Genomic DNA, 25,994 nt, shown 5'->3' with positions numbered 1-25,994 from the left:
GACAGATCGGCACTTTACCTGGGATTAAACTCGCTGCATCTGCATACAAAGCTTCGGATAGGGGGATCGGTCATGGCATCCGGCTGGAAAGCACACCGCCATTCTTTTTTTACCAAACTGCTGCTCGCCTTCCTGATCGTCGGGTCGGTTCCGTTTCTGTTCCATATGTTCGCTTCCAACATCTTTATCGGCAGCATCCGTTCAGAAATCGTTAAAAACACGGACCTGCGGATGAACTATTCCGTAGCCAAATACGAGGACCATTTCCGCAAGCTGGAGGAGGCCGTCGCCCCCTTTCTGAACAGCTCCAGGTTCGCGGCCATTACCGGCGAAGCCGACAAGTACGGATATTTTAATGCAGTAAACGCGTTGCGCGAAGAATTCGCCAAGCTTTCCTCCGCCTCCAACAATCTGTATGTGCATAATGTGTTCATTGCGTTTCAGGACAAGGACTTGCTGATCGACAAGACCGGTCTTGTGCCGGCGAAGGACTTCTATATGCGTCAATACATGCATTCCGATTACGGCGAAGCTTTCTGGTCGGAGCCTTTCCGCGAGCCGTACCGGAGCCGCATCTTTCCTGCCGTCCGTTTCGATAAGGAGCAGTTGGACGGCTCGCATGAGCAGACGGGCTTGTACTTCCCCATCATCTTTAAACATAAGATCAACCAAACCTTCTACATCGGCGTGCTGCTGGATGCGGAGGCGCTGTCTCGAAGCTATTCGCTGTCAGGCAGCGACGTGTTCCAAATCTCCGGCCCAAACGGCCGGCTGCTTTACAGTTCCGACCCGGCCTCCGTTGTAAACGCTGCCAACGCAACCTCTCTTCCGCAAACGGGAACGGGAACGGGTATGGGGACGGACGGCGGTTATTTTACCGAAAGCGGCAACTATATATTCCAAATCCATGGGCAAGCTACCGGCCTGTCATACGTCAATTTCGTCCCGAACGAACAGATTACGGCCCAGCTGCATCGGTTGAATACCGTATGGCTCGTGCTGCTCGTCTTGTCCGTTCTGGTGAGCTTTCTTCTCTCCGTCATTTTAAGCTTTAAGTTCAAGCAGCCGATCCAGAAGCTCGTCCATTCGCTGCAGCGAAGCAGCCCGGACATCCTGCTGCGCAGTACGATCTCCGAATTCAAGCTGATCGGCGACCGCCTCCAGGATCTGATCGCTTCCGGGAACCGGATTCGCGACGATTTGCACCAGAAGACGAAAATGCTTGAGAAATATGGCTATTTGGACCTCGTCAAACGAATAAACGTCAACCACAAGGATGTCCGCTCGCTGGTCGATACGTCCAAACCGTTTTATTTCATCCTGTTTCAAATCGAACGGACCCGGCGTTTCCGCGAGCTCGGCATCGGCGATCAGCAGTTGACGGGGTATATTGTGGAGTTTATTAATCTGAGCATGCAGCAGCGGTTCCCCGGGGCGATTACCGCCCAGAGCGAGAAAGATCTGCTGTTTGCGATCGTGTTCGCGGAGACGGCGGGCAGCTACGGCGAATCGACGCCGGACGTGTATGAGGAGAATTCGGGTCGGGAGACCGAAGTGGCCGGCAGCAAGCGCGACAGGGGGGACGGCGCAGACGGTTTCGGCTTATGCGTCGAGCTGATGGACCAGCTTGCCCGTATGAAGCAGGTGTTCGACCGGGATGGCGGCTTTTATTATTTGACGGTCGCCTTTAATCCGTCCTTGCGAAGCGCAAGCGAATTCACCGCCGCTTACGAGGACGGGATGGAGCTGCTGCGCCAGCGGCGGTTGGAACCGCTCACGCAGATTGTACGGGAGAAACATCCGGTGCGGGACAACCTTCATTTCAACCCCGCCGAGGAGCGCGAGTTCGCCGCTTCGCTTCAGTCCGGTCATGCGTCCGCCGCCGTGGAGCTTGTCCGGAGAATGATGCACCGTATGGGCAAAGCCGGCGCCACGGCGTGGCAATACCGGCAGTTCGCGCAGGAGATCGTCTCCAAGCTGCTGATGGCGCTTACCGCGCAGAGAATCGATCCGGTGGAATGGCACGGGGAAACTCCCATATACGAGTTAGCCAGAGATCTGGGAACCGCCGAAGAATATGCCGATTTTCTGGATACGTGGACCCGCCGGGCCGCAGCGCTGATCGAGAGCAAATTGTCCGAGACCGACCCGATCCTCGACTTCATTCGCCGTTACGTCGAATCCCATTATGGGGAAGATATTCAGCAGGAGACCGTCGCCGGCAAGCTGAACATCTCCGCCGGGTATATGTGCAACTATATCAAAAGCCGCAGCGGCGTCACGTTCACCGACCTGCTGAACGACGTTCGCGTCAATAAAGCGAAAGAGATGCTCGAGGCAACCGACTGCAAAATTAACGAGGTCGCCTCGCTGGTCGGCTACCAAAACGCGAACTCCTTCACCCGCATGTTCCGCAAGCTGACCGGACTTACGCCGCTCGAATACCGGCGGGAACGGCGGATGGCGGCGGAGGGGTAGCCGGGGACTTGGCACCTTGCATGTACGCACTGGCGTCCGGACGGACTGCCGGACGGGTTTAAACAAACTAACGGTCTTTCGCAGCTCTGATATTCTCATAGTTCGACAGTCCAGACTAAATAAGGGATGTTTGGGACCGTTATTTTTAGCATATATAGCAAAAAACCGACGGGGCGGGGATGGGCCGAGCAGGTTAAACAAAATAGCAGTCTTTTGCGACTCTTATATTCTCATAGTTCGGCAGTCCGGACCAAATAAGGGTTGTTTGGGACCGTTATTCTTAGCACATATAGCAAAAAACCGGCGATTCGCTAAAATAAGAGTTCCAAACATCTCCTATTTGTGCAAATCACCGGATTTCTTCGAAAATAACGGTCGCAAACCGCTCTTATTGAGCAGCTTACGTTGCCACGGAGGGGAATGGGGAGCTGCCGGTTGTCCCGGCTAATTCAGCCGGGCGGCTAGGCTCGCCATGACTCGCCTAGCCGTTTGCTAAGCAGAGCAAGCGTGCTCTCCTGGGCGACGTGCCACGGCCATCCGCGCCTTGCGCCAGGGGCGAGCCCGCCGCCGGGCCTTGCCGCTCCCGCCTCTCCAACCCCCTGCTTCAGCCCCCGCTTACCCCGTCCCCGCTCACGTGCCCTTCGCGCCGACGTCGGCGGCCAGCGCCTGCAGGTCCTTGCCCTTCAGCGCCCCCTCGATCAGCTCGGGGAGACGGTCGGGCGTGCAGCCGAAGCAAGGGATGCCGAAGCCGGCCAGCTTGCGCGCCACGTTCTCGTCATACGAAGGGTTGCCGTTGTCGGACAGGGCCAACAGGCACAACACCGTTACACCCGCCTGCCGAAGCGCCTCCATACGCCGCAGCAGCGCCGCCTGATTGCCTCCCTCGTACAGGTCGGAGATGACGATGAACAGCGTCTTCTTCGGCTCCGTGACGAACTGCTCGCAATATTCGACCGATTTGTTAATATCGGTCCCGCCGCCGAGCTGGATGCCAAACAGCATATCGACCGGGTCGTGCGCGCACTGCTCGCTCAGGTCGACAACTTCCGTATCGAACGCCACGACTCGCGTGTCGAGCGACGGAAGGCTGGCGAAGATCGAGCCGATGACCGAGGCATAGATGACCGAGTCGGCCATCGAGCCGCTCTGGTCGATATCGAGAATGACCGTCCACTCCTTGCTCCGTCTGGCCCGGTCGAAGAAATAAAACTTTTCCGGAATAAGCCTGCGGCTCTCCGTATCGTAATGCTTCAGGTTGCGCCGGATCGTCGCCTTCCAGTCCATGCTGCTGATCGACGGAAGCGGCGAATGCCTGCGGCGGTTCAGAGCGCCTGTCACAGCGCTGCGAAGGTCGCTCTCGAGCCGCTTCTTGATCTCCTCGACGACCGTCCGGACAAGCTGGCGCGCCGTATCCTTCGTCTTCTCCGGGATTCTGCCCCGCAGCGACATCAGCGTCGCGACCATGCGCAAATCCGGCTTCACCTGGGATAACGTCTCCGGCTCGAACAGCAGCTCCTTTAGCCCTTTACGCTCAATCGCGTCAGCCTGGATGACCGACACGACGTCCGACGGGAAAAAGGTGCGGATGTCGCCGAGCCATTTGGCGAGCCTGGGCGAGGAGGAGCCCAGTCCGGCGGATCTACGCCCGGACGGGCCGCCCCCCGAACCGTCTCCGGCCGTATCGTCGTAAATCGCCGCCAGCGCCTCGTCCATCATGCCGGCTTCCTCATCGAGCAGCCCCGCACCCTGTGCAAAGCCGCTAAGCTTCTCCTCCGATTCGCGTCCCAAAATAAGCCGCCAGCGCCGCAAATGCTCCAGTTCGGGCTCGCCTGTCTTCGAGGAGGAGCCGTTATCCGGTACAAGCTGTTGATCGGTCAATGGATGTTCCTCCTTTCGGTCATGTTTGATTAAGGCGGTTAACCTTCCTTATCGTGAAAAAACTCCGTAAAATCGAACTCGTTCAGCTCTTCCAGCTTCTCTCTTTCTTCCTCGCTGAGAGGTCCGAGCAGCATATTCCCCGACTGCTCGCTGCCAACTCCCCACAGCTCTCCCATCATCTCGGCAACGGACGTTTTCTCCCGCGCCTCGAACAGGCTGAACGCACGGCGCAGGAAGACGAGCGCCCGGCGGAACTGATCGCCGTCCAGCGACCGGATATAAGCGTCGAGCTGACGCCATAACGCTTCCCGGGACAGCAGCGCATACCGGTTGCGCATCGACAGCCCTTCGAACCAGCCCGCTCCCACGTCCGCCGGGATGCCCGGAGACAGCCGGCGCGACACTTCCCGTGCCACCCGCTCGTCTTCCGTCTCTCCCCGCTCCAGCAGAATGGCAAAAGCAAGTCCGGACAGCTTCGCGTTCCGGTCGTCCCGCTCGGCGAGCATCTTGAGCTGGCGAAGCCAGGCGCTGTCGTCGACAAGCTCGTGAAACTCCTGCGACACCCGGTGCAGCTCGCCCATCGCGGCCGCAATCTCGCCGGCCGCTTCGTCGCTGCAAGCCGCCGCATCGACGAGCAGCAGCGAGGCGCGCAGAAACAGCTGCTGCAACAGCGGCTCCAGCGACGCCGTATCCATCCGGCGAATATCGCCATAGCCCAGCAGCACCGACAGCTCGCGCGCCGCGCCCGCGAGGTGCGGCACGCTGCCGCCGTCCACGGCGAGCCGCTGCAGCGTCGACCGGGCGTCGTCCATCGCCTCGGGCAGGCCGCATTCGCACGCCTCTCTGACGATGCGGGAAGCTTCACGGATATCGGCGCAGCTCTCCAGACGCTCGCGGATGACGTAAGCGGCCGCCCACTCCACCGTCTCGCCCTTCAGCGTCGATTCGACCATCCGGATCTCCGCTTCCGGAGTCCACTGCAGCACCCAATGCTCCGCCCACGTCGCTCCGTCCTGGCGGACGTTATGTTTGCGGGCGAAGCCGATCTCCAGCAGCCGGAGCCGGTGCAGGAAAACGGAACGGGCCAAATCGATAAAAGCGGCCTCCTCCGATTTGACGCGGCGGTTCTCGCGCAGATCGAGCTCAAGATCGGCCGCTACGGCCGATTTGTATTTGTCCAGCTTCAGCTTTTTCAAATACCGGTTAAAGTCGTCCTGAATCGGCGTCTGGCTGACGCCTTCCGGCAGCGAGCCGATCGCGGTGCCTACGTCCGTCCGGGCCAAAGCTTCGGCCACAGCCGACGGCTCCCCGAACCCGAGACAGACAATCGCCGCATCGCGCAAATCTTTCCAGACCGGCAGACGCCCGCCCCTCATCGAGGCAAGCGATTCGGCCAGCCGGACCCCTTCGATGACCGAAGCCGTCGAACGGAACGTGCCTTCCCCGCGCATGGAAGCGGCCACCTTCGACATGTACAGCGAAGGCAGCTTGGCCGCATCGCCCTGTCTCAAGCAGTCCCACATCAATCCGAAGTAAGCCGGAGCCGGGTTGCCCGCCCCGTAGCCGGAATGGGTGGACAGCTTGTACGACGAATACGGCATCAACGTCATTTTCGTCGCCGCCTTGGGCAGCGCCTTCAGCTCCTTGTCGGTCATCGCTGGCAGTGACATATCGAGCGCGGACGCATGGTACGCCCCGGTCACAACAACGATGCGTCCTGCTTCGTATCCGGCCTTGAGCGCTTCGGCGATACGGCGGCGCATATACGATTCGCGGATCGCATTGTAAGCCGCTTCCCGCGGATCGGCGATACGCTCCTCCGCCTCCATCAGACTGCGCATCTGCGCGGAGAACGCATAGGCCGACTGGCGGTACGTATCGGACCGGTCGCTATGCTCGAAGTGACGCTCCCAGTAGCTCTCGTAATCGTGCTCTCCCGCCAGTTCGGCAATCCGCTCGTACAAGCCGTTCTGGCGGATATAATAGTCCCGGCGGCGGTTATCCGCACCGGCTGGATCGCTCCCGCGTCCCCCCGCATGCCCGTTATCGCCCGCATCGCCTTGCGAATCATCCACACCGGCACCGGCATGAGCTTCGGCATTGACGCTTCCGTCAGCACCGGCCTCCGCACTGGCTTCGCCTGCGGCCCCATCGCCCCGCAACCCCGCAGCTTCCTCCTCCAGCGCCGCTTCCGCCGCCGCTCTCCTCGCCCGGTCATACAGCACGACGGCGGCATCCGACGGCAAGTCCATAAACTCCGCACGCGCGCCGTTCTCCGTTGCCCAGACGAACGCCTGATACTCCGGAGAATACTCCGCCAGCGGAAATACGAGCGTACGAATCGGAAGCTGGTCGGTATAAGCGAGAATCGCGATCGGAGGCACTACCCCGGCCGCTGTCACTTGGCCGATCAGGCCCGTCGCGTCGGATGGCCCTTCCACGAGGACGAGCTGCGGCCGGACCCGGTCGAGAAAAGCGCGCAGATGCAGCGCCCCTGCCGGGGACAAATGCCGGATGCCGAATACGTGCACGCCCTGCCCATCCCCGCTGCCGTCTACACCGGACCCTGTCTTCCGCTCCTCTGTTGCGACAGCCGCAGCTGCAACAGCCGCCTTGCCCGAATGTTCAGCACCTGCCCGCATGTCCGTCCACTCCTTTTCCCGGCTGTTCTCCGCGATCAATCGTTCAGCTCCCGGCATGCGTTGTACAGGCTGCGCCATTCCGATCCCCGCTTTTTCATGACGTTTTCGAGATACTCCTTCCAAGCGATCCGGTCTTTCTCCTCGTCCTTCACGATCGCGCCCTGCAGGCCCGCCGCCAGATCCTCGTCGGCAATAGACCCGCCGCCGAAGCTGGCCGCCAGCGCCATGCTGTTCGTCAAGAGCGAGATCGCTTCAGCTGTCGAAATGACGCCGCTCGGCGGCTTCACTTTTTCCTTGCCGTCGAGCGTCATGCCGACGCGCAGCTCGCGGAATACGGTGACGATTTTGCGGATCGCCTCCTCTTCCGGCGGCGCCGATTTCAGCTCGTAGCTCGCGGCGATCTCCCTCACCCGCTTGCGGACGATGTCCACTTCCGTCTCCAGCTCGTTCGGCGCCGGAAGAACCAGGATGTTGAACCGGCGCTTCAGCGCCGCCGACATCTCATTCACGCCGCGATCCCGCGTGTTGGCCGTAGCGATGATCGAGAAGCCGCGCGCCGCCGACACCTCGCGGGCCAGCTCCGGTATGGCGATCGTTTTCTCGGACAAAATCGAGATCAGCGCATCCTGTACCTCCGAAGCGCAGCGCGATATTTCTTCAAACCGGGCGATACCGCCAGTTTCCATCGCACGATAGATCGGGCTTTTGAGCAAAGCCTGATCGGACGGTCCGTTCGCCAGCAGCATCGCATAGTTCCACGAATAGCGGACATGCTCCTCGCTCGTCCCCGCCGTTCCTTGAATCACTTTGGACGAATCGCCGTGAATGGCGGCGGTCAAATTCTCGGACAGCCACGACTTCGCCGTCCCCGGCTCGCCGATCAGCATAAGCGCCCGGTCGGTCAGCAGCGTAGCGATCGCGATCTCGACGAGTCTGCGGTTGCCGATATATTTCGGCGTAATCTGGACGCCTCCGACTTCGCCGCCCGTCAGGAACGTCAGCACCGCCTTGGGCGACAGCTGCCATCCCGCCGGCTTCGCATCCCGGTCCATCGCTTTCAGCGCCTGCAGCTCCGACTCGTACAGTTTCTCAGCCGGCAATCTTAGTACATTTTGCGTTTGATCCATTCGATCCATCCCGCTCCTTTAGTGGTTTGTTCCGGTTGTTCCGGTTTGGCTCCGATCAGCTCGGCGATTTCAAGCATTTCATTTTTAACGCCTTCATAGGCGAGTCCTTCGGCATAAATTCGCAGTCTGTCCGCATATTCACGCGGCAGCTGCAGGAGCAGCGCAGCTTTTTCCCGGTCGAGGTAATACAGCTGTCTCGAGGTCATCGCCTCGAACGCCTTCATCGTGAGCTCGGCCGCTTCCGCATGCCCCAGTTTGAATAAGGCCAGCAAAATGTGCACCGTCCCGTGCTTAATCAGCTTCGGTTCGGCTGCAAATTTACCGGACAAGTAAGCCTCGACTTTGTCGTCCGGCCCTTGCACCAGACGGCATACCAGCTCCGTCTCGTCCAGCTCAATGAACCGGTATATCCAGCGGCCGTCCCACTCCTTCGGGGACCGTTCCCGCTCCTCGTCGTGGTCCTCCATGATGTCGAAGCGCAAAGCGGCATTCCGCATCACCTCAAGCAATTCCTTCGCCTCGGCCTGCTTCCGGTTGCGTACGAACGGCTCGTACGCGTCGTACCATTCGGCAGCCGTCAGGGCGCGCATAGCGGCGCGGAAACTGTACGACAGCAACCGCAGATCGCGCCGGTCGCGCAAATCGTGCAAGAACAAGTCCGTCCCGGACGTCTCCATATCGAGCAGCAGCCCGGCCGCCTGCTCGCGGAGATTCGCCGCTTCCTTCGCGGGCAGCGTCGTGTCCGGCACCAGATTCATCAGAAAGGCGGCGACCGCAGGCTCCCGTTTCCCGTCGAGCGCCTGCAGCGCGTAGTGAAGCTTCTCCGCCGCAGCGGCGGCGGCTTTTTCTTTCGCCGCTTTGTCCGCGGAAGCATCCGCTTGCCCTTCCGAACGGAGCTGATCGGTAAGCACTGCGGCATACCCGATCACCTCTGCCGTTAACCGTTCATTGCCGCACAGGCGGACCGGTTCGACGGCGATATCCTGATCTTTGCTTCGAAGCGCCTCCAGCAGCCGGGCTGCCGCATTTCCGGTTCCCAGACCGGCCAAGGCGTGCAGAGCGGCACGGCGAACCTCTTTTTTCTTATCCCGGGACTGCTCCAATAGGTACGCTTCCTGGCCGGGGTAATCGGCGAGCAGCTCGATCGCCGCGATCCGGACTTCCTGGGAGCCCTCGCTTGCAGCCCGCACGACAAGCTCTTCCGCTCCGGCGTTAGTCAGCCGGTGAATCAATTGCAGCTTGCGGGCGTCGCCCCTGCCTCCCTCCAGTTCAAGCCGGTTATCCAAGATCGGCAGCGCCGGCGTCCCGATCGCCGGAATGACATGGGCCGCGACGAATTCGGCAATCTCGGACGAAGGGTCCTCCAAGGCGATCACCGCCGGCACATGTGTCCGCATATCTGCAAACAGCCCGGCTTCGCACGCCTGCCGGATCACCTCCAGCCGCCCCGAGCCGCGCTCGGTCAGCGCGTCGATCAGCGGCTTCAACTGGCGGAACGTTGCCGGCGTCGCCAAAGCGAACGCCCCGCTCCCCGCATCGCCGCCAAGCGGTTCGTAAGGCTCAAACTCCCGGTACTCGCCCTTCGTATCGGCATCGCCTTGCGTATACAGGATCGCGTGCAGCAGCGCGCCGAGCTCCAGCAGCTTGCCCGGCGCCCGCTCCCGGTCAGCCTCGCACAGCTGCGAGACGGCGTCGGCCACCTTCCCGAGCACCGGAGCGGTGCCGGACAGATGCCGGAGCTGCGGCACCAGCTTGGCCAGTCGCAAATCCCCCGCCGCCAGGCCGCTCCCCGCTATGAACAACCGGCGCACTTCCCGGTGCAAATCGGTTAATACTTGAATGCTCAACGGTCCGTGCTCCTTTCTTCAAACTGTCTAATCGCAGCCCTCTCCACGTCGAATGCCCCGCGTAAAAGGCAGCTTTTCCGAATCCGCAGCCTCACAGTCCGTTTTAACAGGGGCCCGCTATCACGAACCTGAAGCTTTCGGATCAGTAAATGAACCGCACCGTCTCCGTCCCGGTGACAAGGCAGAGCGGCTGGGCGATCAGGCTGCCGTCCAGCAAATCCTGCTCGAACATAACGAGCATTGCCTGATCGCGGCATATGTGCTCCCCGAGCAGCGGCAGCAGTTGCATGCCGGGATGGGACAGGGAGCGGATGTCTCCGAGCGTCAGCCTTTTGCCGGCCTCGTCCTCCAGCACGTACCGCCCGCCGGCCACACCCAGCTTGGCATAGGACAGCAGCACGACCGGACGTTTGTCGGACAGCGGATTTTTCAGCTCGTTTTTAACCGCCTTAATCGTTTCCGCGAATAATCGTTTGCCATGTGAAATAACGGCGGCACGGTCTTCCGGCGTCGTGTCCCGCATCGTCATCTCTTCCCAGCGGGCTCTGGGCGTCCACTGTCCGGGGTTTACGAACAATTCCTTCGCCTTAACGACGGAAAAGCACGAGTCCTCTTCCTTCATATACTTGGCCGCGCGATACGGCCGGTACGTCCGGACGGTGTGCAGCTCGCCCGTGTCCAGCCGGATCCACCAGCCCTCGTCCACGTATTCGCCCCGCGCCTCGTTTCCATAAGAACGAAACGCCAGCTGCAGCAGCTCGACATCCGAACGGACGAGCCCGTATTCCTTCAGCTCCGCCGCCTGCCACGCATGACCGATCGACTCCTCGACCGGCGAGACGGTGTCCATCGGGCCTTCCGGATTTTGCCGTTTGCCTTCGATATAGTCCCTGCTTTTCTGGACCAGCATATGGAGCAGCGTCAGCTTGTCCATCGCTTCCGTATACATCCGCTCCTGGTCGTCCCCGCTTTCCAGTACGAGCAGCAGCTCGCGGAAAGCGCTCTGCAGTCCCGGCACGTAGTAGTTGCCGAGCTGCTTCGCCTGATCGTCCAGCATCTTCATCGTTTTCGCATCCAAGGAGGCGAAGCCGGATTGGACCATTTGCCGGACCAGCTTGTCGAGCAGTTCGATCCCTTCCAGCTGGGCGGCCATCTTTTTGACGAGTGCGGACTTGTTTGTCTTGCGCTTGGCGGTTCCCGTCTCGCCCCCCGCCGCCGCGGATTCGGCTACTTCCTTCTTTTTCTCCTCGCGCTGCTCGATCTTGCACCGCTTATCCGCTACATCCTCGGGAACGTCCTCTACGGTGAAAGGTTTGCCTCCCGCATATGCGTAAAGCAGCCCGAGATTATGCTTGCACGGAAATTGCCGGCTCGGACAGCTGCACCGGAACACCGGACTTTCCGGCTTTACGAAGTCGGCCGAGCACCGGTACGGATCTTTGCCGCTTCCTTTGCACTCTCCGAACAGCAGCGTCCCGTCCTCCGAACGGCACAGCTTCGGAAAGCTGTTTTTCTTCACCAGATCGCGGCCGTTTTTGATCGCCCCTGCATTGGGAGCCATCGAATCGATATAAGCTTCGGTTATCTCTATCACACTTGTACCTCGCTGCATCTTTTATCGGGATCTGACTAAATGTTTCCACAACCGGATCGGATTTTCCTGTTTGAAACAGGGCCAGTCGGACGTCTGGCAGCGAAAATGAGACTTGCGGCTCATTTTTTCATCCGCCCTTACTTGTACGTTATCGCCTGCAGTTCCGTTACAATCCGCACACCATCCGGGGAATAGGCACACTCCGGGACTAGCCCGGCGTTCGCCTGGCTGCATGTGCGGCACCGCTTTCCGCTTTAGAGGGGGTGATCCTGGACCAATACCAGTTCGCCCAAGCTCCTGTATTTCACATACCAGCTCAGCACCAAATCCACCCGATCCAACCGCTGCTCCACCGTTCCCTGCAGCGGGATGAACGGGATGTTCCGCTCCAGCAGATCCGCGACAATTTTTTTCTGAAACGTATGCCGGTGGACGTCGCCGGACCGGTCGGGCGTATCGTCGTACGGGATATCGTCCCCGCATACAAACACGAGATCGTACCGGGACACCGCACGTTCGGCAAGTTCCTTCAGCCGCGGCAGCGCGAAGCCGTGATAGTCCAGCGCGAACATATACGAGGTGATCGCGTTCGTATCGACAAACAAATAGTCGCGGGCTTCGGTTAACGCCGCATCCTCCCGTTCCAGATGCCCTTCGGCAATCTCGACGAGCTGCTCCGGAGTAAGACGCCGTTCGACCTGATGTTTCTCCCAGTATTCCCGGCCGTATTCGGGCATCCAGACCGTGTTTTTCCGGGCGGCCATCGCCTGAGCCGTCGTCGTTTTGCCGGTGGATGGGGCGCCTACGAACACCGCCTTTGCGACCAGATCGCGGTACACGAGCGGATCGACCAGGTGCCGATGTTCATATGGCGCCGCCCGAACCGCCGTACCGGATACCGGACACCGCCCCCGGTCCGGGTCCACCTGCCGGTTCACCGCGCCGAGCGCTTCGCTCATATGCTCCCCGTACTTTTCGCTGGAATAAAAATGCGTCACCTTGCGCTCCCCCAGCAATTCCAGAATGTAACGCTCCTGCTTCCGCATAATGTCCGGCGTATAACCGGTTTCGGCCGGGCCGTCCCACGCTTCGATCACCTCTACAGACGGATATAACGTGCGAATCCAGCGGGCGCGGACCGTGAGCGGGACCGGAGTCGTCTCCGGACAATCGTAGATCACGACGATGACCCGGTCTGTTTCGTGCAACGCCGTCTCCACGAGCAGCTGGTGCCCTTTATGAAACGGAGCGAATTTGCCAAGCGTTAGTCCTATCGTTTCAGACACGGATTCCGCCTCCTTGTCCTTGTGTTGGGGTTTGCGTTTTGCCATATAAGGCTCTGTACTCTTTTCTCCAGCCTACCAGTCCGTAGATCGCGATCCCCAGGAAAATGACGTACAGGATGGCGACCGCGTCCAGCCCTTTGTAGGCGTACATCCCGATAGACAGCACATCGACGGCGATCCAGCCGTACCAGCTCTCCAGCACTTTCCTCGACAGCAAATACTGGGCGATCAGGCTCAGCACGGCGATGAAAGCGTCCAGATACGGAACGGCCGCATCCGTGTACCCGTCCAGCGCATAGCCCCAGCCCGCGGTAGCTGCGATCAGAAATACGACCAGCACAATCGCAAGGCGGCCTGTAATCCGGGTCGTCGGCCGTACTTTGGCGTTCCCCCTGCCGCTCAGCCACACAACCCAGCCGTAGATGCTAAGAACGAAGAAGAATACTTGCAGTGCCATATCCGCATACAGCTTTACATCCATGAAGATGTAGAAAAAGCAGGCGACGCTCGCCAGGCCTGCCGGCCAAGCCCATATATTCGCCCGCGCGGTCAGCCAGACGCTGAGCAGCCCCGTAATCGAAGCGGCCGCCTCCAAAACCGTCGAAGACGTGTAACCGATGAGTGCCATGCCGATGACGAGTCCGACTGCCTGCAATACGTTGTTCATAGTTTTGCTCATAATGAGAACTCCTTCCGGCTTGAAACTAATATTGTCGTTTTGATATTTTCATAATGACATATTAATTTCCGGCTGTCAATGGGACATTGGGAGGAGATGCCGCTGCGCTTTCCGGATCGCAAGAAACCGTCCGGGAATTGCGGACCATTCTTGGAGTAGGTACATGCACAGCCCCTCTAACGGGCGAGTCACGTGCAACAGCCCTCTAATGGACGCGTGTGCCGTTTCAACTCGCTGCTTCGCAATAAAGCGAAACGGAAGAGCGTACACGCATACATGCTCATGCGTACACATACACATGCACGTGTCAGCCCCCTCTAACGGACACCACAGCTGCTTAGACACCAATTTAGCTCCATTTCGCTCCATAACGGACACCACAGACGCTTAGGAGCCGATTACCCTCTATTTTCGGCGTCTAATGCCACGTAAGCTGCTCTCCTGTCCGTTAGCTAATCGACTCCCCCCATTTGTCGCTCTAAGCTGCTCCCATGTCCGTTAGCCGACCGACTGCGCGCCACTGCAACTCCCTGCTCTTCTAAAAAACAATTCGAACTAACGAGTCCGTGCAAGGACCTGTTATTATTTGCTTTCAACCTCTTCCCCCCGCCACAACACTTTGGCAATCAAAACAAAAGACGCCTCCATCCCCACCTATCCAGTGGTTATTGGAAGCGTCCTCGCACATCCTATGGGACTGGCCCGCCGATGCCCTTTGGGGCAGCCCCTGCCTAGCTTAATCGATCAATTTCGCAGCCTTCAGAACACGCTGCACCATCGTAGTCGTCTCGGCGCGCGTGATGTCGGCCGACGGGGTCAAGCCGGTCCCGTTCCCGGCAACCATGCCTCCCCGAACCATCGCCGCGGCAGCTTCTTTCGCCCAATCCGCCAGCTCCTGACGATCTGCAAAAGCGGCAAGCGCCGCATCCGCTTGACCGGCAGAGACGCTTGTCTCCAGCCCGGCCAGCTTCATCGCCCGAGACAGAATCACGATCGCTTCTTGACGTGTGATCGACCGGTCCGGACGGAAGGTGCCGTCCTCATAACCGTCGATCAGCCCGTACTCCTTCGCCTTCGCTGCGGAGCCGGCGTACCAGTCCTTGTCGGACACATCTTGGAATCCCGCCGTTTCGCCCGTATCCGGCAATCCGAGAGCCCGGACCACGATCGCGGCAAATTCGGCGCGGGTAATGGCTGCATCCGGCGCAAAGTCCGTAGCGGATTTCCCGTTCACTACGAATCTGGAAGCCATATCGTGAACAGCCACTTTCGCCCAATGGCCTTCCATATCGCCGAACGTTTTCGGACTCCACACCAAGGAATACGTACTATTGGTCAAACTGTTGATTATTGCGTATGACCTGCCCTCACGGGAAGTCACGAACGTTGGCACATGGTGGGTCGTGCCATCGGCACGGAGCACCAGAGCCGTCGTCACCTTGCTCGCGTCCGCCCCTTCCGGAAGGGCGATTTCCCGCTTCACGTAGGTGCTGAACTTCTCGATCGTCAAAGTCGTCCCTTTGTAGCTGACGCTGACTGTGAAATCGACAGGGGGAGCGCTCAAGACGTAACCGCCTTTCGAAGCCGCCTCACTCATAAGCGCCGCCGCGGCCTCGCCGCTCTTCCCGATCTCGACCCGAACCTCCATATCCGCCAGCTGTACCTGGCTGCCGAACTGCTCGGACAACCGGCCGATAAAGACCTCGGCTGCAGGAAGCGTGTAGCTGCCCAGAGGCGTCTGAATATCCAGAACCGCCTGCTTGTTCTCCATCGCTTGCACCGCTGCTCCGGACAACACCGCAGATACTTTATCCTCGCCGGAGCTAACGGGAATGATTATCGTAGGCTTATCGCCTTCCTTGGCCAGCTGCGCGGTCAGCTTGTCCACATCCACCGTCACGACGAGCTTCGACTGCCCGTTCGCGCTTTCCTTAACGGCGGTCGCAATCTGCTCCTGAGGCTGTCCGTTGATGATCACCCGGAAGCCGTCCTCCTTCGGAGGCACAGAAACGACCGGTCCCGGCCCCGATCCCGTTTCCGGGGAAGAGACACTTTCTTCTTCTCTAGTGATTTCCACCGTATAAGTAAGCTGGGTTTGTCCGTCCTCTGCCGTCACCTTCACGGTAACCGTGTTTTTGCCTACCGCGAGACTGACGGGATTGCTTGCTTGTCCGCTGGCCAGCGCGATTCCGTCATTCAATTCCAACGAAGCGGGGTCCTGCTGGTTGTAGACGGTTGCCGTCACGGTTGTGCTTCGAGTATCATACCCTACAGTTGCGCTGTAAGCGGCCGTGTCGGAGTGGAATGCGGGAGACAGCGTCACTCCCGAGAGCGCCAGCGAGCTAAGACGTGCTTCGCTGCTAAGCAGCTCCCACTTGGCGTACAGCGTCACGTTGGCTAGGCCCATCGTCAGGGCCGAACCCGGAGCATAATCGGTTCCGCTGCCGTCGGCTAACGTATTCCAGCCCCGGAATACGGAACCTTCCTTGACCAGATTCCCTGTATTGCCGGCTACGGAAGCCGATTGTCCGTTGGTATAGGCCGATCCGTCTACCGGTGCGGTCCCTCCCGTATGACCGTTCCCGTTATAGCTCAAAGTAACCGTCGGGGCCGGCAGCGTCACCGGAACCATCGTATAAGCAGTTTTGTTGCCGCTCTGATCCTTGACCATCACGTTCAAGTAATAGGTCGATCCCGGAGTAAGCCCCGTAACGGTCTTGGTCGCGATATCGGCTGCGAAAGCCCCCTCCGCGGTACCGTTCGTCTCCATATCGCTCACTGTGCTGATATTCGGGCTGTCCGAGCGGTACACCAGATACTCGAGCTTACAATCCGGAGTAATGTCATCCGTCGCCTTCGCCCAGGACAAGCCGGCACTGCTGAACGTCAACGAAGACGGGGTCAAAGTTCCGTTGGCGACAACCGGAGCGCCGGTATCGGAGCCTGGCCCTGCAGTGGACACCCGGGTTAATGTCGCTGATAATGCTGAAAGAGAAGTGAGCCATAACTGTTGACCGTCAAACACCGTGCCTAAAAAGCTTGGATTGGAGCAGCCTGAAATATCATAGCTTTTCATTTCTCCTGTAGCTTTGTCGAGCTTCAGCATTTGTCCGCCGATGAAAGGCGTGAACCAGATGTTCTGCCCGTCGAATGCTCCGCTAAAGTAAATGTTCTGAGCTTTATTAAATCCGTCAGGCCAATTATTATAACCCGTCATGGTATTCGTAGCGGGGTCCAATCGGATGATGCGGTCAGCACCAGCGGGAATCAGCCATATGTATTCACCGTCAAAGATTCCTCCGGAGAAAGAGCCTGTTGTTGTAAAACCCGCAGGCCAGTTGCTATGCGTGGTCATCGTACCGTTGGCAGGATTGATCTTGACTAGCGCGTTGCCGCCGTTAGGAATCAGCCAGACGTTTTGTTCGTCGTAGACGGCTCCGAAAAATGAACCGGCAACGCCGACTGGCAAGGGGTAGCCCGTCATGGTGCCGTCGGAGACCTTTACCCGTACCACTATGTTAGAGCCGTTACCGCCGGGAGCAAGCCACAAATATTGCCCGTCAAAAGCGCCACCCGTAAAATGCCTTGAGCCCGAAGATACTTCGGCCGGCCATCCATCATATCCCGTAGCGGTACCGGTATCTTTGTCTACCTTAACCAGCTTGCCGCCCGTATTGGGAATGAACCAGATGTTTTGGCCGTCAAATACGGTTCCGAAAAATCCGCTCGTTATGCCGCTAGGCAGATCGTAAGTGGCCGAAGTCGCTGTGACGGGATCGAACCGAACGATTTTCCCCGTCAACCCCATGTCCCCGAACCAAATATACTGGCCGTCGAAAGCGCCGCCGTAAGCGTTAAAAAGTATGGGCAATTCGTCGCCGTACACCTTTGCTGTTACATTTTCCCCGAGCGGATTCGGCTCCACTCTGGCGCTTTGGTTCACCCCGTTTCCGTTAGGGATCGTACTTATGGCCCATGAATTTGGAGACCACAGCATCGTTGCAAACAGCGCCATAATCATAAAGACGCTTATCTTTCTCTTCATTGCGGAACCGATCATAGGTTCACCTTCCTAATGACTGAGAGTATGAAGCAGGAGCTACATCCATCTTAACGGATTTTGTCGAATCGTGGAACATGTTTATGCAGATTTCAACTCCTCTTTATTGAAGAAACCACGACTAAAGTCACGATATGCATATGAGAAAAAGCCGCCGGAGAAATGACCCCGACGGTCCTTTGACGTGCAAACCTACACGTTTGTGTGGGCGGGAATAGGATCTTGGCTCCTGCCGCTCGTTGATCAGGTGTTGGGGTACCCGCTCGGCTCCAGATGAGGCCGTCCCTCTCTTTCTTGCGGGCAGAACGCGTTCCGGCTTCGCTGGGTCGAAACGCGCATCGGCTCCAGCACAAATTAAGAGTCTTGGCGAGGCTGTCGATTCATTGTGTAGAGGTGTTAGAAAGGCCGTTCCAAGTGAAAAGTTACCTTCTTCTGCTCAGACAGGTTGTCCGGAATCCCTTGATTGAATAAGGATTGTAAGGTAGGGGATTCCAGACAAAACTCGCCAGAAGGTAATCTTTTCCCTTTCCACTTGGTTGTCCACAATGAATCGACAGCCTCTTGGCACCCTTTATTTTCGGCCTTTTCGAAAAACCGAAGCGAATAAAGGCGGTTTGCACCCGGCATAAGCTCCAAACGCCCATCCACCAGCGATGAACGACTTGCGACCCTTGCTAAGGTCGACAAGGGAGCTGTCCCTTCTCCTCTTTGCCACGGGGGAGAGCTTAAACAGTCATATTTATTAAAAAGAACGGCCTCTGATCGAAGCCGTTCGGTGAGGGTATGGTCAACCTAGGAGTTAGCCCCCCGGGGGCATCCATGATTTGGGCGCATTTCCCTATATTCGTCTTCCAAAATGGGATATTGAAAGGAATCGCGCCGCTTTCCTTTTTTGCAACCGCCGATGGGTTCGCCTATTCCTTCCATACGACAGGCAAGCTCGCCTCAGCGTCAAGCCAGCCCGAATAACCGTACCGCATTTTGCGTCGTTTGCGCCGCGATCTCCTCGAACGGTCGCCCCGTGCACTCCGCTATCGTCCTCACGATATGCGGAAGGTACAGCGGCTCGTTGCGGGAGCCAGCAGGCTTCGGGCGCAAGTCGCGCGGCGTAAGGAACGGCGCGTCCGTCTCGACGAGCAGGCGGTCGGCGGGGATCCGCCTGACCAGCTCCCGCAGATGCCGGCCGCGCCGCTCGTCGCAGATCCAGCCGGTTACGCCGATGTACAGCCCCATGTTGACATAGGCGTCAAGCTCGGCTCCCGTTCCGGTGAAGCAGTGGACGACGGAAGGCGGCAGCTCCTTCCCGTAGCTTTGCAAAATCTGCACAAAGTCGCTAAACGCTTCCCTCTCATGTAGAAACAGCGGCAGCCGCAGCTCGCACGCCAGCTTCACCTGTGCGTCGAACCAGGTGCGCTGCACGTCGCGCGGCGAGAAATCCCGGTTGTAGTCGAGACCGCATTCGCCGATCGCAACCACTTGAGGCTGAGCCGCCAGTCGCCGAAGCCGGCTGATCGTGCCGGGATTGCACATCTTCGCGTCGTGCGGATGAACGCCGGCAGTCGAATACAATGTTCCTGTCGGCTGTCCTCCCGCATAAGCAGCCGCCTCCTCGCTGCTTCGCACGCTCGTTCCGGTAATGATCATCCGGGTAACTCCGGCTTCAGCCGCGCGGCGCACCGCTTCCTCCCTGTCGGTATGAAACGATCGGTGCATCAGGTTAACACCGATATCTACAAGTGGAACCGTCATTACCTTCTCCTCGCTTCCGGTTTATAGATGCTGCAGCAGCCCGCCGGGACGTAGTCCGCGAGCCACACTTCATTGCCGGCGAAATAAAAGATGACGCCCTCACGCACCGCTTTCGCCGTATCGACGGCGACGATGGCGAGCTGTCCTTTGCGTTTGCCCGCGAGCGAAGCGAATTGCAGCCCTTCCGACAAATGGACGTACTGTCTACCCATCGGGCGAATCCCGTCCTTCAGGATGACTGCGGTCGTACCGCTTCCCGTCCCGTGATACAGCACGGCCGGGGGATCTCCCGCTTCATACGTAACCCGTTCGATGCTGTGGCCGTACCTGGCGCGGATGCGATCGCCTGTAATCTCAAACCGCTGTTTATCCGAATGGGCGACGACCTGTTGCAAATTTTCCATCGTCACCGCCTGCCAGCCCTTCAGCCTTCGCAGCGCATGAAGCAGCTCCTCCACCGGTACCGAACCGTCGTGCGGGTCCAATGTAAGGCCATAAGAAGCCGGGTCGTGCCGGAGTATTTTGGTCATCCTTTTGCTTAAACTTGTCTCGTAGTCTTTGCTTACCATCACGTACAATCCTTTCCAATCCTAACGTATCCGAGTATTTATACACTTCTATTGTAAGGCCGGTAAGGCACGGCACTGCCAGTTGCAATCCGGCAGCGGTCCCGCCAGCCACCTTTTATGCAGGGATAAAGCCCACTTTGCCGTCCGCCGGTTCCTTCATCCAGCCTCCGGTTCGGCCTTTGTTCAGATCCGCCCGCATGCTTCGCACGAGAGCCTCAAGACGGACCTCCCGCTCGTAGTGCCATTGCAGCGCCGCCGATACGTACAGCTCGTTCAACTGGGCGAGCGAGAACGATTCGGTCAGCCTGGCCGCCTCCGGCAAAGCTTCGTCACCGATCAGACGCGCCAGCCCGCGCTGCTTCAAATACCTTGCCCTCGCCGCCGTATCCGGAAGCGCAATCTCATACGCCCGGTCGAACCGCCCGGCCCGGTTCATAAGCGCCGGATCGATTTTCTCCGGATAATTCGTCGTGCCGATCAGGAAGATGCCTTCCTTGGAAGTCGCTCCGTCCAGCGTGTTCAGGAAAAAGGAGCGCACATGCTCGGGCATCGAATCGATGTCCTCAATGATCAGCACCATCGGCGCCATCTTGACTGCCGATTCGAACACTTCCTGCACCGAGTCGCTGCTCGTATGCTCCGTAATTTGCCAATAAGCGGCAGGCGCTCGCACGCTTCCGGCGATCGCTTTGACCAGCGTCGTTTTGCCGTTGCCCGGCTTGCCGTAGAGCAGGATGCCCCGCTTGTAGGGGATGTCGAACTCGCGGAAAAACCCCCGGTCCTCTGCGAAAAACTCGTCTATCGAGCGGAAAATGTCCGTTTTGAGCGATTCGTCCATAATCACTTCGTCGCGATCCACCTGACGGGTTATCGGCTCCTGGGACTGGTCGATGCCGTGCCGCGTATCGCTGAACACGGTCACCCGGCTGCTGTCCCGGTCTTGGCGTCTGCGCTGCATATGGGCCAGGAACCGGTGCAAGGCAACGTCGTTCTCGGCAAACAGAACCTGATCGCAGAAAATGCCGTGGTCGCGGAACACCGGAATGTGAGCAAGCGCCACGCCCAGCTGCGGGTAAGCAAACACGTTATTGCGCTGCGACGGGTACACCCGGTAGCCGGCCGCTTCCGGCTCGGCTTTGTAAGAGAACGCACGCGACTCGATCAGATCGAAGATACGCGCCACATATTCCACTTCCGGGCAGCCGTCCTGCACATCCTCCTCAAGCAGCTCCCAGAAGTCTTCCCGGCCGTTGTCCTCGCTCACATAGAGGTGGAAGTCGGCTCCGTATTTCGTTTTTAACACTTCCCGAATCCGGTGTACGACCCGGGCATAATCCGCATATTCCGGCAAAGCCGCTGCGTTTCCTTCCTGGTACGAGATGACCGTGCTTGCCGTCTCATGAGACAGCCCCGCTCGTTGATTCATGATAGTTGGTATCGTCATTTATACTCCTTTTACGGTCGCGAGAGGCCTGCATTTGGCCACTACGCCGGCAAGTCCGGCTCCTGCGACGCTTTCGATGATTTGATCCACATCTTTATAAGCTTGCGGCGATTCGTCGACGATCGACTCCAGCGTCCGCTGGTTGACTACGATTTCCGATTCGGTGCCTACCCCGAGCGATGCTTTAAACTCTTCTACGGAGACGAGTCTTTTGGTCGCGCTGCGCGAACGAATGCGCCCCGCTCCGTGGCAGATCGAGTAATAGTTGGCTTTCCCTCCGGCTGCGCCGACCATGATGTAGGACGACGTGCCCTTCGATCCCGGGATCAATGCGGGGTGGCCGGTAGCAAGGTAAGGCGCCGGATTGTCGGGATGTTCCGCCGGAAGCGCCCGGGTAGCGCCTTTGCGGTGGATGAAGTGCGCTTCGCCGTCATGCTCTTCCTCCCATGCATAGTTGTGCATCAGGTCGTACAAAGTCGACAGCTCTACCTTCGTGCCCATCACGTCACGGAGCGCTTCGCGGATGCCGTAAGCGATCAGATGGCGGTTGACGACCGCGTAGTTAAGCGCCGAGTACATCAGATGCACGTACGACTGGGCGGCAGGCGAGTCGAGCGGTGCGAACACGAGCTTCGGGTCGGCCGTTCCGAGTCCGAGAGCGCGCATCGTCTTGGCGATCTCCGTCCCGCAGTGCTGATTGACCGCACCGCCCCAGGAACGGGAGCCGGAATGAATCATAACGACGATCTGACCGTCGAACAGTCCCCATGCTTCCGCGATCGCCCGGTTGCTCTCGTCGATCCGGATCTCCTGAATTTCGGCAAAATGATTGCCGCTGCCCAGCGTTCCGAGCTGCCGGTGCGAGCGATGCCAGACCGTTTCCGGGAACCGGTCCAGATACGCTTCGTCGAAACCGAACTTGGCGCATTCCACATGGGTAAGCGAGGTCGACTTGCGCGGCGTGTAACCGTCCGGAATGTACTTTTTCGGCAGGCCGTGCAGTCCTTTCTTCACGACATGCTCGAGCCGGATGTCCGAGAAGTACCCTCTGGCGTGCTCCTCCACCGGCAGATTCGCTTCGATCGCCTTCACCAGCTTGCGGCGAAGCTTGACCTCGCGCAGTTCCTCGGCGTGCAGGTTCGTCAGATGGACGCGCATCCCGCAGCCGATATCGCTGCCGACGATCGACGGGGACACATACCCGTCCCGCGACTTCCAGACGGCCGTCGTGCCGATGCACGTGCCTACCCCTACATGGACGTCCGGCGTATAGCTCATGTACACCCGGTTCGGAATTTGCAAATTGTTGTTCGCCATCTCGAATACTTTGTATTCCATGGCGCTGTACAGCGAGTCTCCGGCGTATACGTGCAGCGGTCCTGCGGGGAGCTCCACTTGCCGGTAATAGGGTTTATTTTCATGTGCGGTTAGTGTAAACATATATGGATTAGTCCCTTCAAAATGGATGGAGTGTAGGTAACGAACGATCGTTATTTAGCATTTTGCTATTTTGCTGTTCTGTTGTTCTGTTGTTTTGCGGTTTGCGGTTTCGCTGGTTCGCTATTCTGCTATTCTGTTGAGCCAAATTCCCGTACTTGGGCTCGGTCCCTCGTCCTCAAGCTGGAATTAATCCCTGTAGCCGCCCATCCGGTTCGCTCACCTGCGACACTTCTGGATGTTCCGCATCGCCCGCGGCGCCCGGACCCGATCGCCGGAAACGCAAAAAAGCTATGGACTCCAAACGTCCATAGCGGATCAAGCAAAGGAAACGGCCGACATACGCACAAATAAATATGCACGAACAAGCGGCGACCGTTATCCGGTACTGCACCCGGAGAGGCCGATGAAGAATGAGCGGATATATGCGATTGTGGAATCGGAAATGAAGCGTGTCTGTTGATTCGAACGAATATCGCGGATCATTGTCTTCGACCTCCTTCCAAAATATAGTTTTCATCATAACGGGGATGCCCCTAAAGTGTCAATAGATTCGGCGGGAAAAAATAAATAAAATCAATCACTCCGATAGAAAATGATTATCATACTATACGATTAACCACTTTCCCCCGACACCGAATGGACGCCCCGTGAAGCCCCCCTAGAGCAGACACCGGCCCTTCCCTAAGCCAACGCCGGGTCGTTTTTATCGTATCGCGAACGGCTCACCACCCCCGTCATCCGTCATCCGTCATGGCACCCAGCATCCTACATCTGCCTCCAACATCCGCCCCCGGAATCCAGCATCCGGAGCTACGCTGCGTGACGGGGATCGGTCAATCAGCATCGTTCGGCGCACAAAGCTTTCCGCCCCTTAACAGGGAGCGTAAAGTTAAGAGCGATTTGCACCCTTTATTTCGATGAAAACAAGCACATACGCTAAAATAAAAGCGGTTTGCAGCCCTTATTTCTGCCGTACAGCCTCTATCCCCTGTACATGAACAAAAATAAGAAGTGCAAACCGCTTTTATATGCCGAAAACCTGCAATTTCCCTCGAAATAAGAGCTCCAGATCGCTCTTAAGCTCGTGAACCAGCCGGGGGGCCGAACCGCCTCGCTCGGGAAAGCCGCTCATTCCTGCCGGCCGCCGCAGCTCTCAAAACAAACCCGCTACCAGCTCGTAGGAACGGACGCGCGAAGCAAAGTCAGGGGTGATCGAGTTGACGATGACCTCCTCCACGCCGTAAGAGCGGCTGAATTCGAGGAGCTGCGTTTTGATTTTCTCCGGTCCGCCGACGAGCATCCTTTTGCGGTTATGACGAATCCGGATTCGCTCAAACTCCGTGTAAGGGTAAGCCAGCGCCTGCTCCAGTGTAATGTCGATCCCGAATCGGCCCTGCTCCAGCAGCAGCAGCTTCAGATCGAGCGGCGCCGCGAGGCGGTCCGCCTCTTCATCCGTATCCGCGCATAAGACCATGACACAGGCGTTAGCCCGCGGTTCGGCGCCGAGCGGTCCCGGACGGAACGTCTCGTAATAATGCTGAACCGCGCTCTGCCCGCCCTCTCCGTTAATAAAATGAGCGAATGAAAAGGAAGCTCCCAGCTCGGATGCGCGGCGCGCGCTGTAATCGCTCGAACCGAGCAGCCATATTTCCGGACTCGTCTCCACGAGCGGCGTCGCCTGCAAGCCGGAGCCCGGACGAACCTCCGCCGTCCCGCGGACCGGACGCAAATAACCGCCGAGCTCCTCGAGCGCAGCCGGAAACGCCTCGGCGATTTCCGGAGGACGCCCGTACCGGAGCGCTCTAGTCGCAGCGGGCATTCCTCCCGGCGCCCGTCCGATGCCGAGATCGACCCGTCCCGGATACAGCGCTTCGAGTACGCGGAAATTTTCCGCCACTTTATACGGGCTGTAATGCGGAAGCATCACTCCGCCGGAGCCGATACGGATGCGTGACGTATGGGCGCCGATCGCCGCCAGCAGCACTTCCGGCGATGACCCCGCGAGCGAAATCGTATCGTGATGCTCGGATACCCAATACCTCGAATAACCGAGCTTCTCGGTAATCCGCGCCAGCTCCACCGTCTGCTTCATCGCTTCCACCGCACTAGAGCCCGTCAGGACAGGCGTTTGGTCCAGCACTCCCAATCGAAGCATCGCTTAATCTCCTTCCGCCTATCTTATTGTATGTTTAATATGTACAGTTTAACACATTTGTCTCCCCTCCGTATACGGCCCTTTGGGCTGCTCCTGCACGCGGCAAACGGTCCCCCGCAAAGAAACAAGCCGGTAACTTTCCGCACGCAGTCCCGGCTTTTCCGTTTCCTGCTTCAGCCGCCACGATCCTACAGCTTCTCCAGCACTTTCACAGCCACCCTTACGTCAAGCTTGTGACGTCCACCCCGGTATACGCCCTGAAGCGGACTAACGTCGGCGTAATCGCGTCCGGTTCCGACCCGGATATGCGAGCTGAGCGCCTCGACCTTGTTCGTCGGGTCGAGTCCGACCCAGCCGATTCCGGGAATCATCACCTCGACCCACGCATGCGTGGCGGCATCGCCGACAAAGCCCGAATCTTCGCCTATGTACAAATACCCGCTGACATACCGCGCCGGCACCCCTTGAGAGCGCAGCACCCCGATCATCACGTGGGCGAAATCCTGACACACCCCGCGCTTTAGACCGAACGCCTCATTTGCCTTCGTATGAACATTGGTCGCTTCCTTCTCGTAGGCAAACGTTGTGTGAATGTAGTCCATCAGCGTCAGCGCCAGCCGGACCGGGTTGTCCGTCTCCCCCACCTCGGCCATAATCGCGTCCACTTGCCCCTGTTCCATATACGTATACGCCGTTTCGTTCAGAAACGCCAAATAATGCTGACGAAACAAAGCCGAGCGGAAAATATCCCGCATCTCCGGGGAATGCTCCACCTTGCGAATAAACGGGCTTCGCTGTACGCTCACTTTCGACGTCGTCGACACCGATAACGTCTGGTGCTGCTCGGGTATAAAAAACGTCTCGACATGGTTGCCCCACAAATCAGTATATTCCTTGGACATCGACATCGGGCTGATCTCGGTCCGGTACGACAGCAGCTTCTGGCACACATCGGTTCTCGGTTTCAGGCGGACGTGATTCAGACTTTGGTCGACCAGGCTCTCGTAAGTAAACGTATTCGTATGCTCAATCTGGTAAATCATCGG

Annotated in this window: 15 protein-coding genes; 1 reads left to right on the top strand and 14 read right to left on the bottom strand. The window is 58.5% G+C overall.

The window, feature by feature from the left end:
• Nucleotides 1–72: 72 nt before the first annotated feature.
• Complete coding sequence (locus AC3Y2E_RS20435; RefSeq protein WP_379213587.1) at nt 73–2,478, top strand: helix-turn-helix domain-containing protein; 2,406 nt, start codon at nt 73–75, stop codon at nt 2,476–2,478.
• 630 nt (nt 2,479–3,108) lie between these two features.
• Here the strand turns inward: AC3Y2E_RS20435 and AC3Y2E_RS20430 are convergent.
• The 14 genes from AC3Y2E_RS20430 to AC3Y2E_RS20365 form a co-directional block, all read right to left on the bottom strand.
• Entirely contained in the window at nt 3,109–4,296 is a 1,188-nt protein-coding gene (locus AC3Y2E_RS20430) for a VWA domain-containing protein (protein WP_379213692.1), read from the bottom strand.
• A gap of 98 nt (nt 4,297–4,394) precedes the next feature.
• Nucleotides 4,395–7,037 carry a DUF5682 family protein gene (locus tag AC3Y2E_RS20425; protein WP_379213585.1) on the bottom strand — a complete coding sequence of 881 codons (2,643 nt, stop codon included), beginning with the start codon at nt 7,035–7,037 and terminating at the stop codon, nt 4,395–4,397.
• Nucleotides 7,034–8,125 carry an ATP-binding protein gene (locus AC3Y2E_RS20420; protein WP_332073332.1) on the bottom strand — a complete coding sequence of 364 codons (1,092 nt, stop codon included), beginning with the start codon at nt 8,123–8,125 and terminating at the stop codon, nt 7,034–7,036. Before AC3Y2E_RS20420 ends, AC3Y2E_RS20425 begins: the two co-directional genes overlap by 4 nt.
• Complete coding sequence (locus AC3Y2E_RS20415) at nt 8,101–9,972, bottom strand: HEAT repeat domain-containing protein (protein WP_379213582.1); 1,872 nt, start codon at nt 9,970–9,972, stop codon at nt 8,101–8,103. Before AC3Y2E_RS20415 ends, AC3Y2E_RS20420 begins: the two co-directional genes overlap by 25 nt.
• Nucleotides 9,973–10,114: 142 nt before the next feature.
• A complete protein-coding gene (locus AC3Y2E_RS20410) occupies nt 10,115–11,566 on the bottom strand; it encodes an SWIM zinc finger family protein (protein WP_379213580.1) in 1,452 nt (483 codons plus the stop codon).
• A 254-nt stretch (nt 11,567–11,820) separates the two neighbouring features.
• A complete protein-coding gene (locus tag AC3Y2E_RS20405) occupies nt 11,821–12,852 on the bottom strand; it encodes an AAA family ATPase (RefSeq protein ID WP_379213578.1) in 1,032 nt (343 codons plus the stop codon).
• Complete coding sequence (gene pnuC / locus AC3Y2E_RS20400) at nt 12,845–13,531, bottom strand: nicotinamide riboside transporter PnuC (protein ID WP_379213576.1); 687 nt, start codon at nt 13,529–13,531, stop codon at nt 12,845–12,847. The genes AC3Y2E_RS20405 and pnuC overlap by 8 nt, the downstream gene beginning before the upstream one ends.
• 736 nt (nt 13,532–14,267) lie before the next feature.
• Nucleotides 14,268–17,591, bottom strand: coding sequence for an S-layer homology domain-containing protein (locus AC3Y2E_RS20395; RefSeq protein ID WP_379213574.1), 3,324 nt, complete (start codon nt 17,589–17,591; stop codon nt 14,268–14,270).
• A gap of 951 nt (nt 17,592–18,542) precedes the next feature.
• On the bottom strand, nt 18,543–19,340 hold the full coding sequence (locus AC3Y2E_RS20390; RefSeq protein WP_379213572.1) for a TatD family hydrolase: 798 nt from the start codon (nt 19,338–19,340) through the stop codon (nt 18,543–18,545).
• Complete coding sequence (locus tag AC3Y2E_RS20385) at nt 19,340–19,909, bottom strand: RNA 2'-phosphotransferase (RefSeq protein WP_379213689.1); 570 nt, start codon at nt 19,907–19,909, stop codon at nt 19,340–19,342. The genes AC3Y2E_RS20390 and AC3Y2E_RS20385 overlap by 1 nt, the downstream gene beginning before the upstream one ends.
• Nucleotides 19,910–20,024: 115 nt before the next feature.
• A complete protein-coding gene (locus AC3Y2E_RS20380) occupies nt 20,025–21,335 on the bottom strand; it encodes an AAA family ATPase (protein WP_379213570.1) in 1,311 nt (436 codons plus the stop codon).
• Nucleotides 21,336–21,353: 18 nt separating this feature from the next.
• The gene (locus tag AC3Y2E_RS20375; protein WP_379213568.1) at nt 21,354–22,793 is read right to left on the bottom strand and encodes an RtcB family protein; all 1,440 of its coding nucleotides are present in this window, start codon (nt 22,791–22,793) and stop codon (nt 21,354–21,356) included.
• Between the two features lie 1,153 nt (nt 22,794–23,946).
• Nucleotides 23,947–24,948 (bottom strand): LLM class flavin-dependent oxidoreductase, encoded by a 1,002-nt coding sequence (locus tag AC3Y2E_RS20370; RefSeq protein ID WP_379213566.1) that lies wholly within the window; start codon nt 24,946–24,948, stop codon nt 23,947–23,949.
• A 188-nt stretch (nt 24,949–25,136) separates the two neighbouring features.
• Entirely contained in the window at nt 25,137–25,991 is an 855-nt protein-coding gene (locus tag AC3Y2E_RS20365) for a transglutaminase family protein (RefSeq protein ID WP_190927586.1), read from the bottom strand.
• Nucleotides 25,992–25,994: the final 3 nt, after the last annotated feature.

The sequence above is a fragment of the Paenibacillus sp. MAH-35 genome, assembly GCF_058135425.1.
The sequence above is the reverse complement of the archived record's forward strand: the minus strand, read 5'-3'. Positions and strand labels throughout refer to the sequence as shown.

What these genes read in the sequence shown, in the direction of transcription:
- AC3Y2E_RS20435 (WP_379213587.1), top strand. Translation starts at nt 73, where the DNA reads ATGGCATCCGGCTGGAAAGCACACCGCCATTCTTTTTTTACCAAACTG.
- AC3Y2E_RS20420 (WP_332073332.1), bottom strand. Translation starts at nt 8,125, where the DNA reads ATGGATCAAACGCAAAATGTACTAAGATTGCCGGCTGAGAAACTGTAC.
- pnuC (WP_379213576.1), bottom strand. Translation starts at nt 13,531, where the DNA reads ATGAGCAAAACTATGAACAACGTATTGCAGGCAGTCGGACTCGTCATC.
- AC3Y2E_RS20395 (WP_379213574.1), bottom strand. Translation starts at nt 17,591, where the DNA reads ATGATCGGTTCCGCAATGAAGAGAAAGATAAGCGTCTTTATGATTATG.
- AC3Y2E_RS20390 (WP_379213572.1), bottom strand. Translation starts at nt 19,340, where the DNA reads ATGACGGTTCCACTTGTAGATATCGGTGTTAACCTGATGCACCGATCG.
- AC3Y2E_RS20385 (WP_379213689.1), bottom strand. Translation starts at nt 19,909, where the DNA reads ATGGTAAGCAAAGACTACGAGACAAGTTTAAGCAAAAGGATGACCAAA.
- AC3Y2E_RS20380 (WP_379213570.1), bottom strand. Translation starts at nt 21,335, where the DNA reads ATGAATCAACGAGCGGGGCTGTCTCATGAGACGGCAAGCACGGTCATC.
- AC3Y2E_RS20375 (WP_379213568.1), bottom strand. Translation starts at nt 22,793, where the DNA reads ATGTTTACACTAACCGCACATGAAAATAAACCCTATTACCGGCAAGTG.
- AC3Y2E_RS20370 (WP_379213566.1), bottom strand. Translation starts at nt 24,948, where the DNA reads ATGCTTCGATTGGGAGTGCTGGACCAAACGCCTGTCCTGACGGGCTCT.
- AC3Y2E_RS20365 (WP_190927586.1), bottom strand. Translation starts at nt 25,991, where the DNA reads ATGATTTACCAGATTGAGCATACGAATACGTTTACTTACGAGAGCCTG.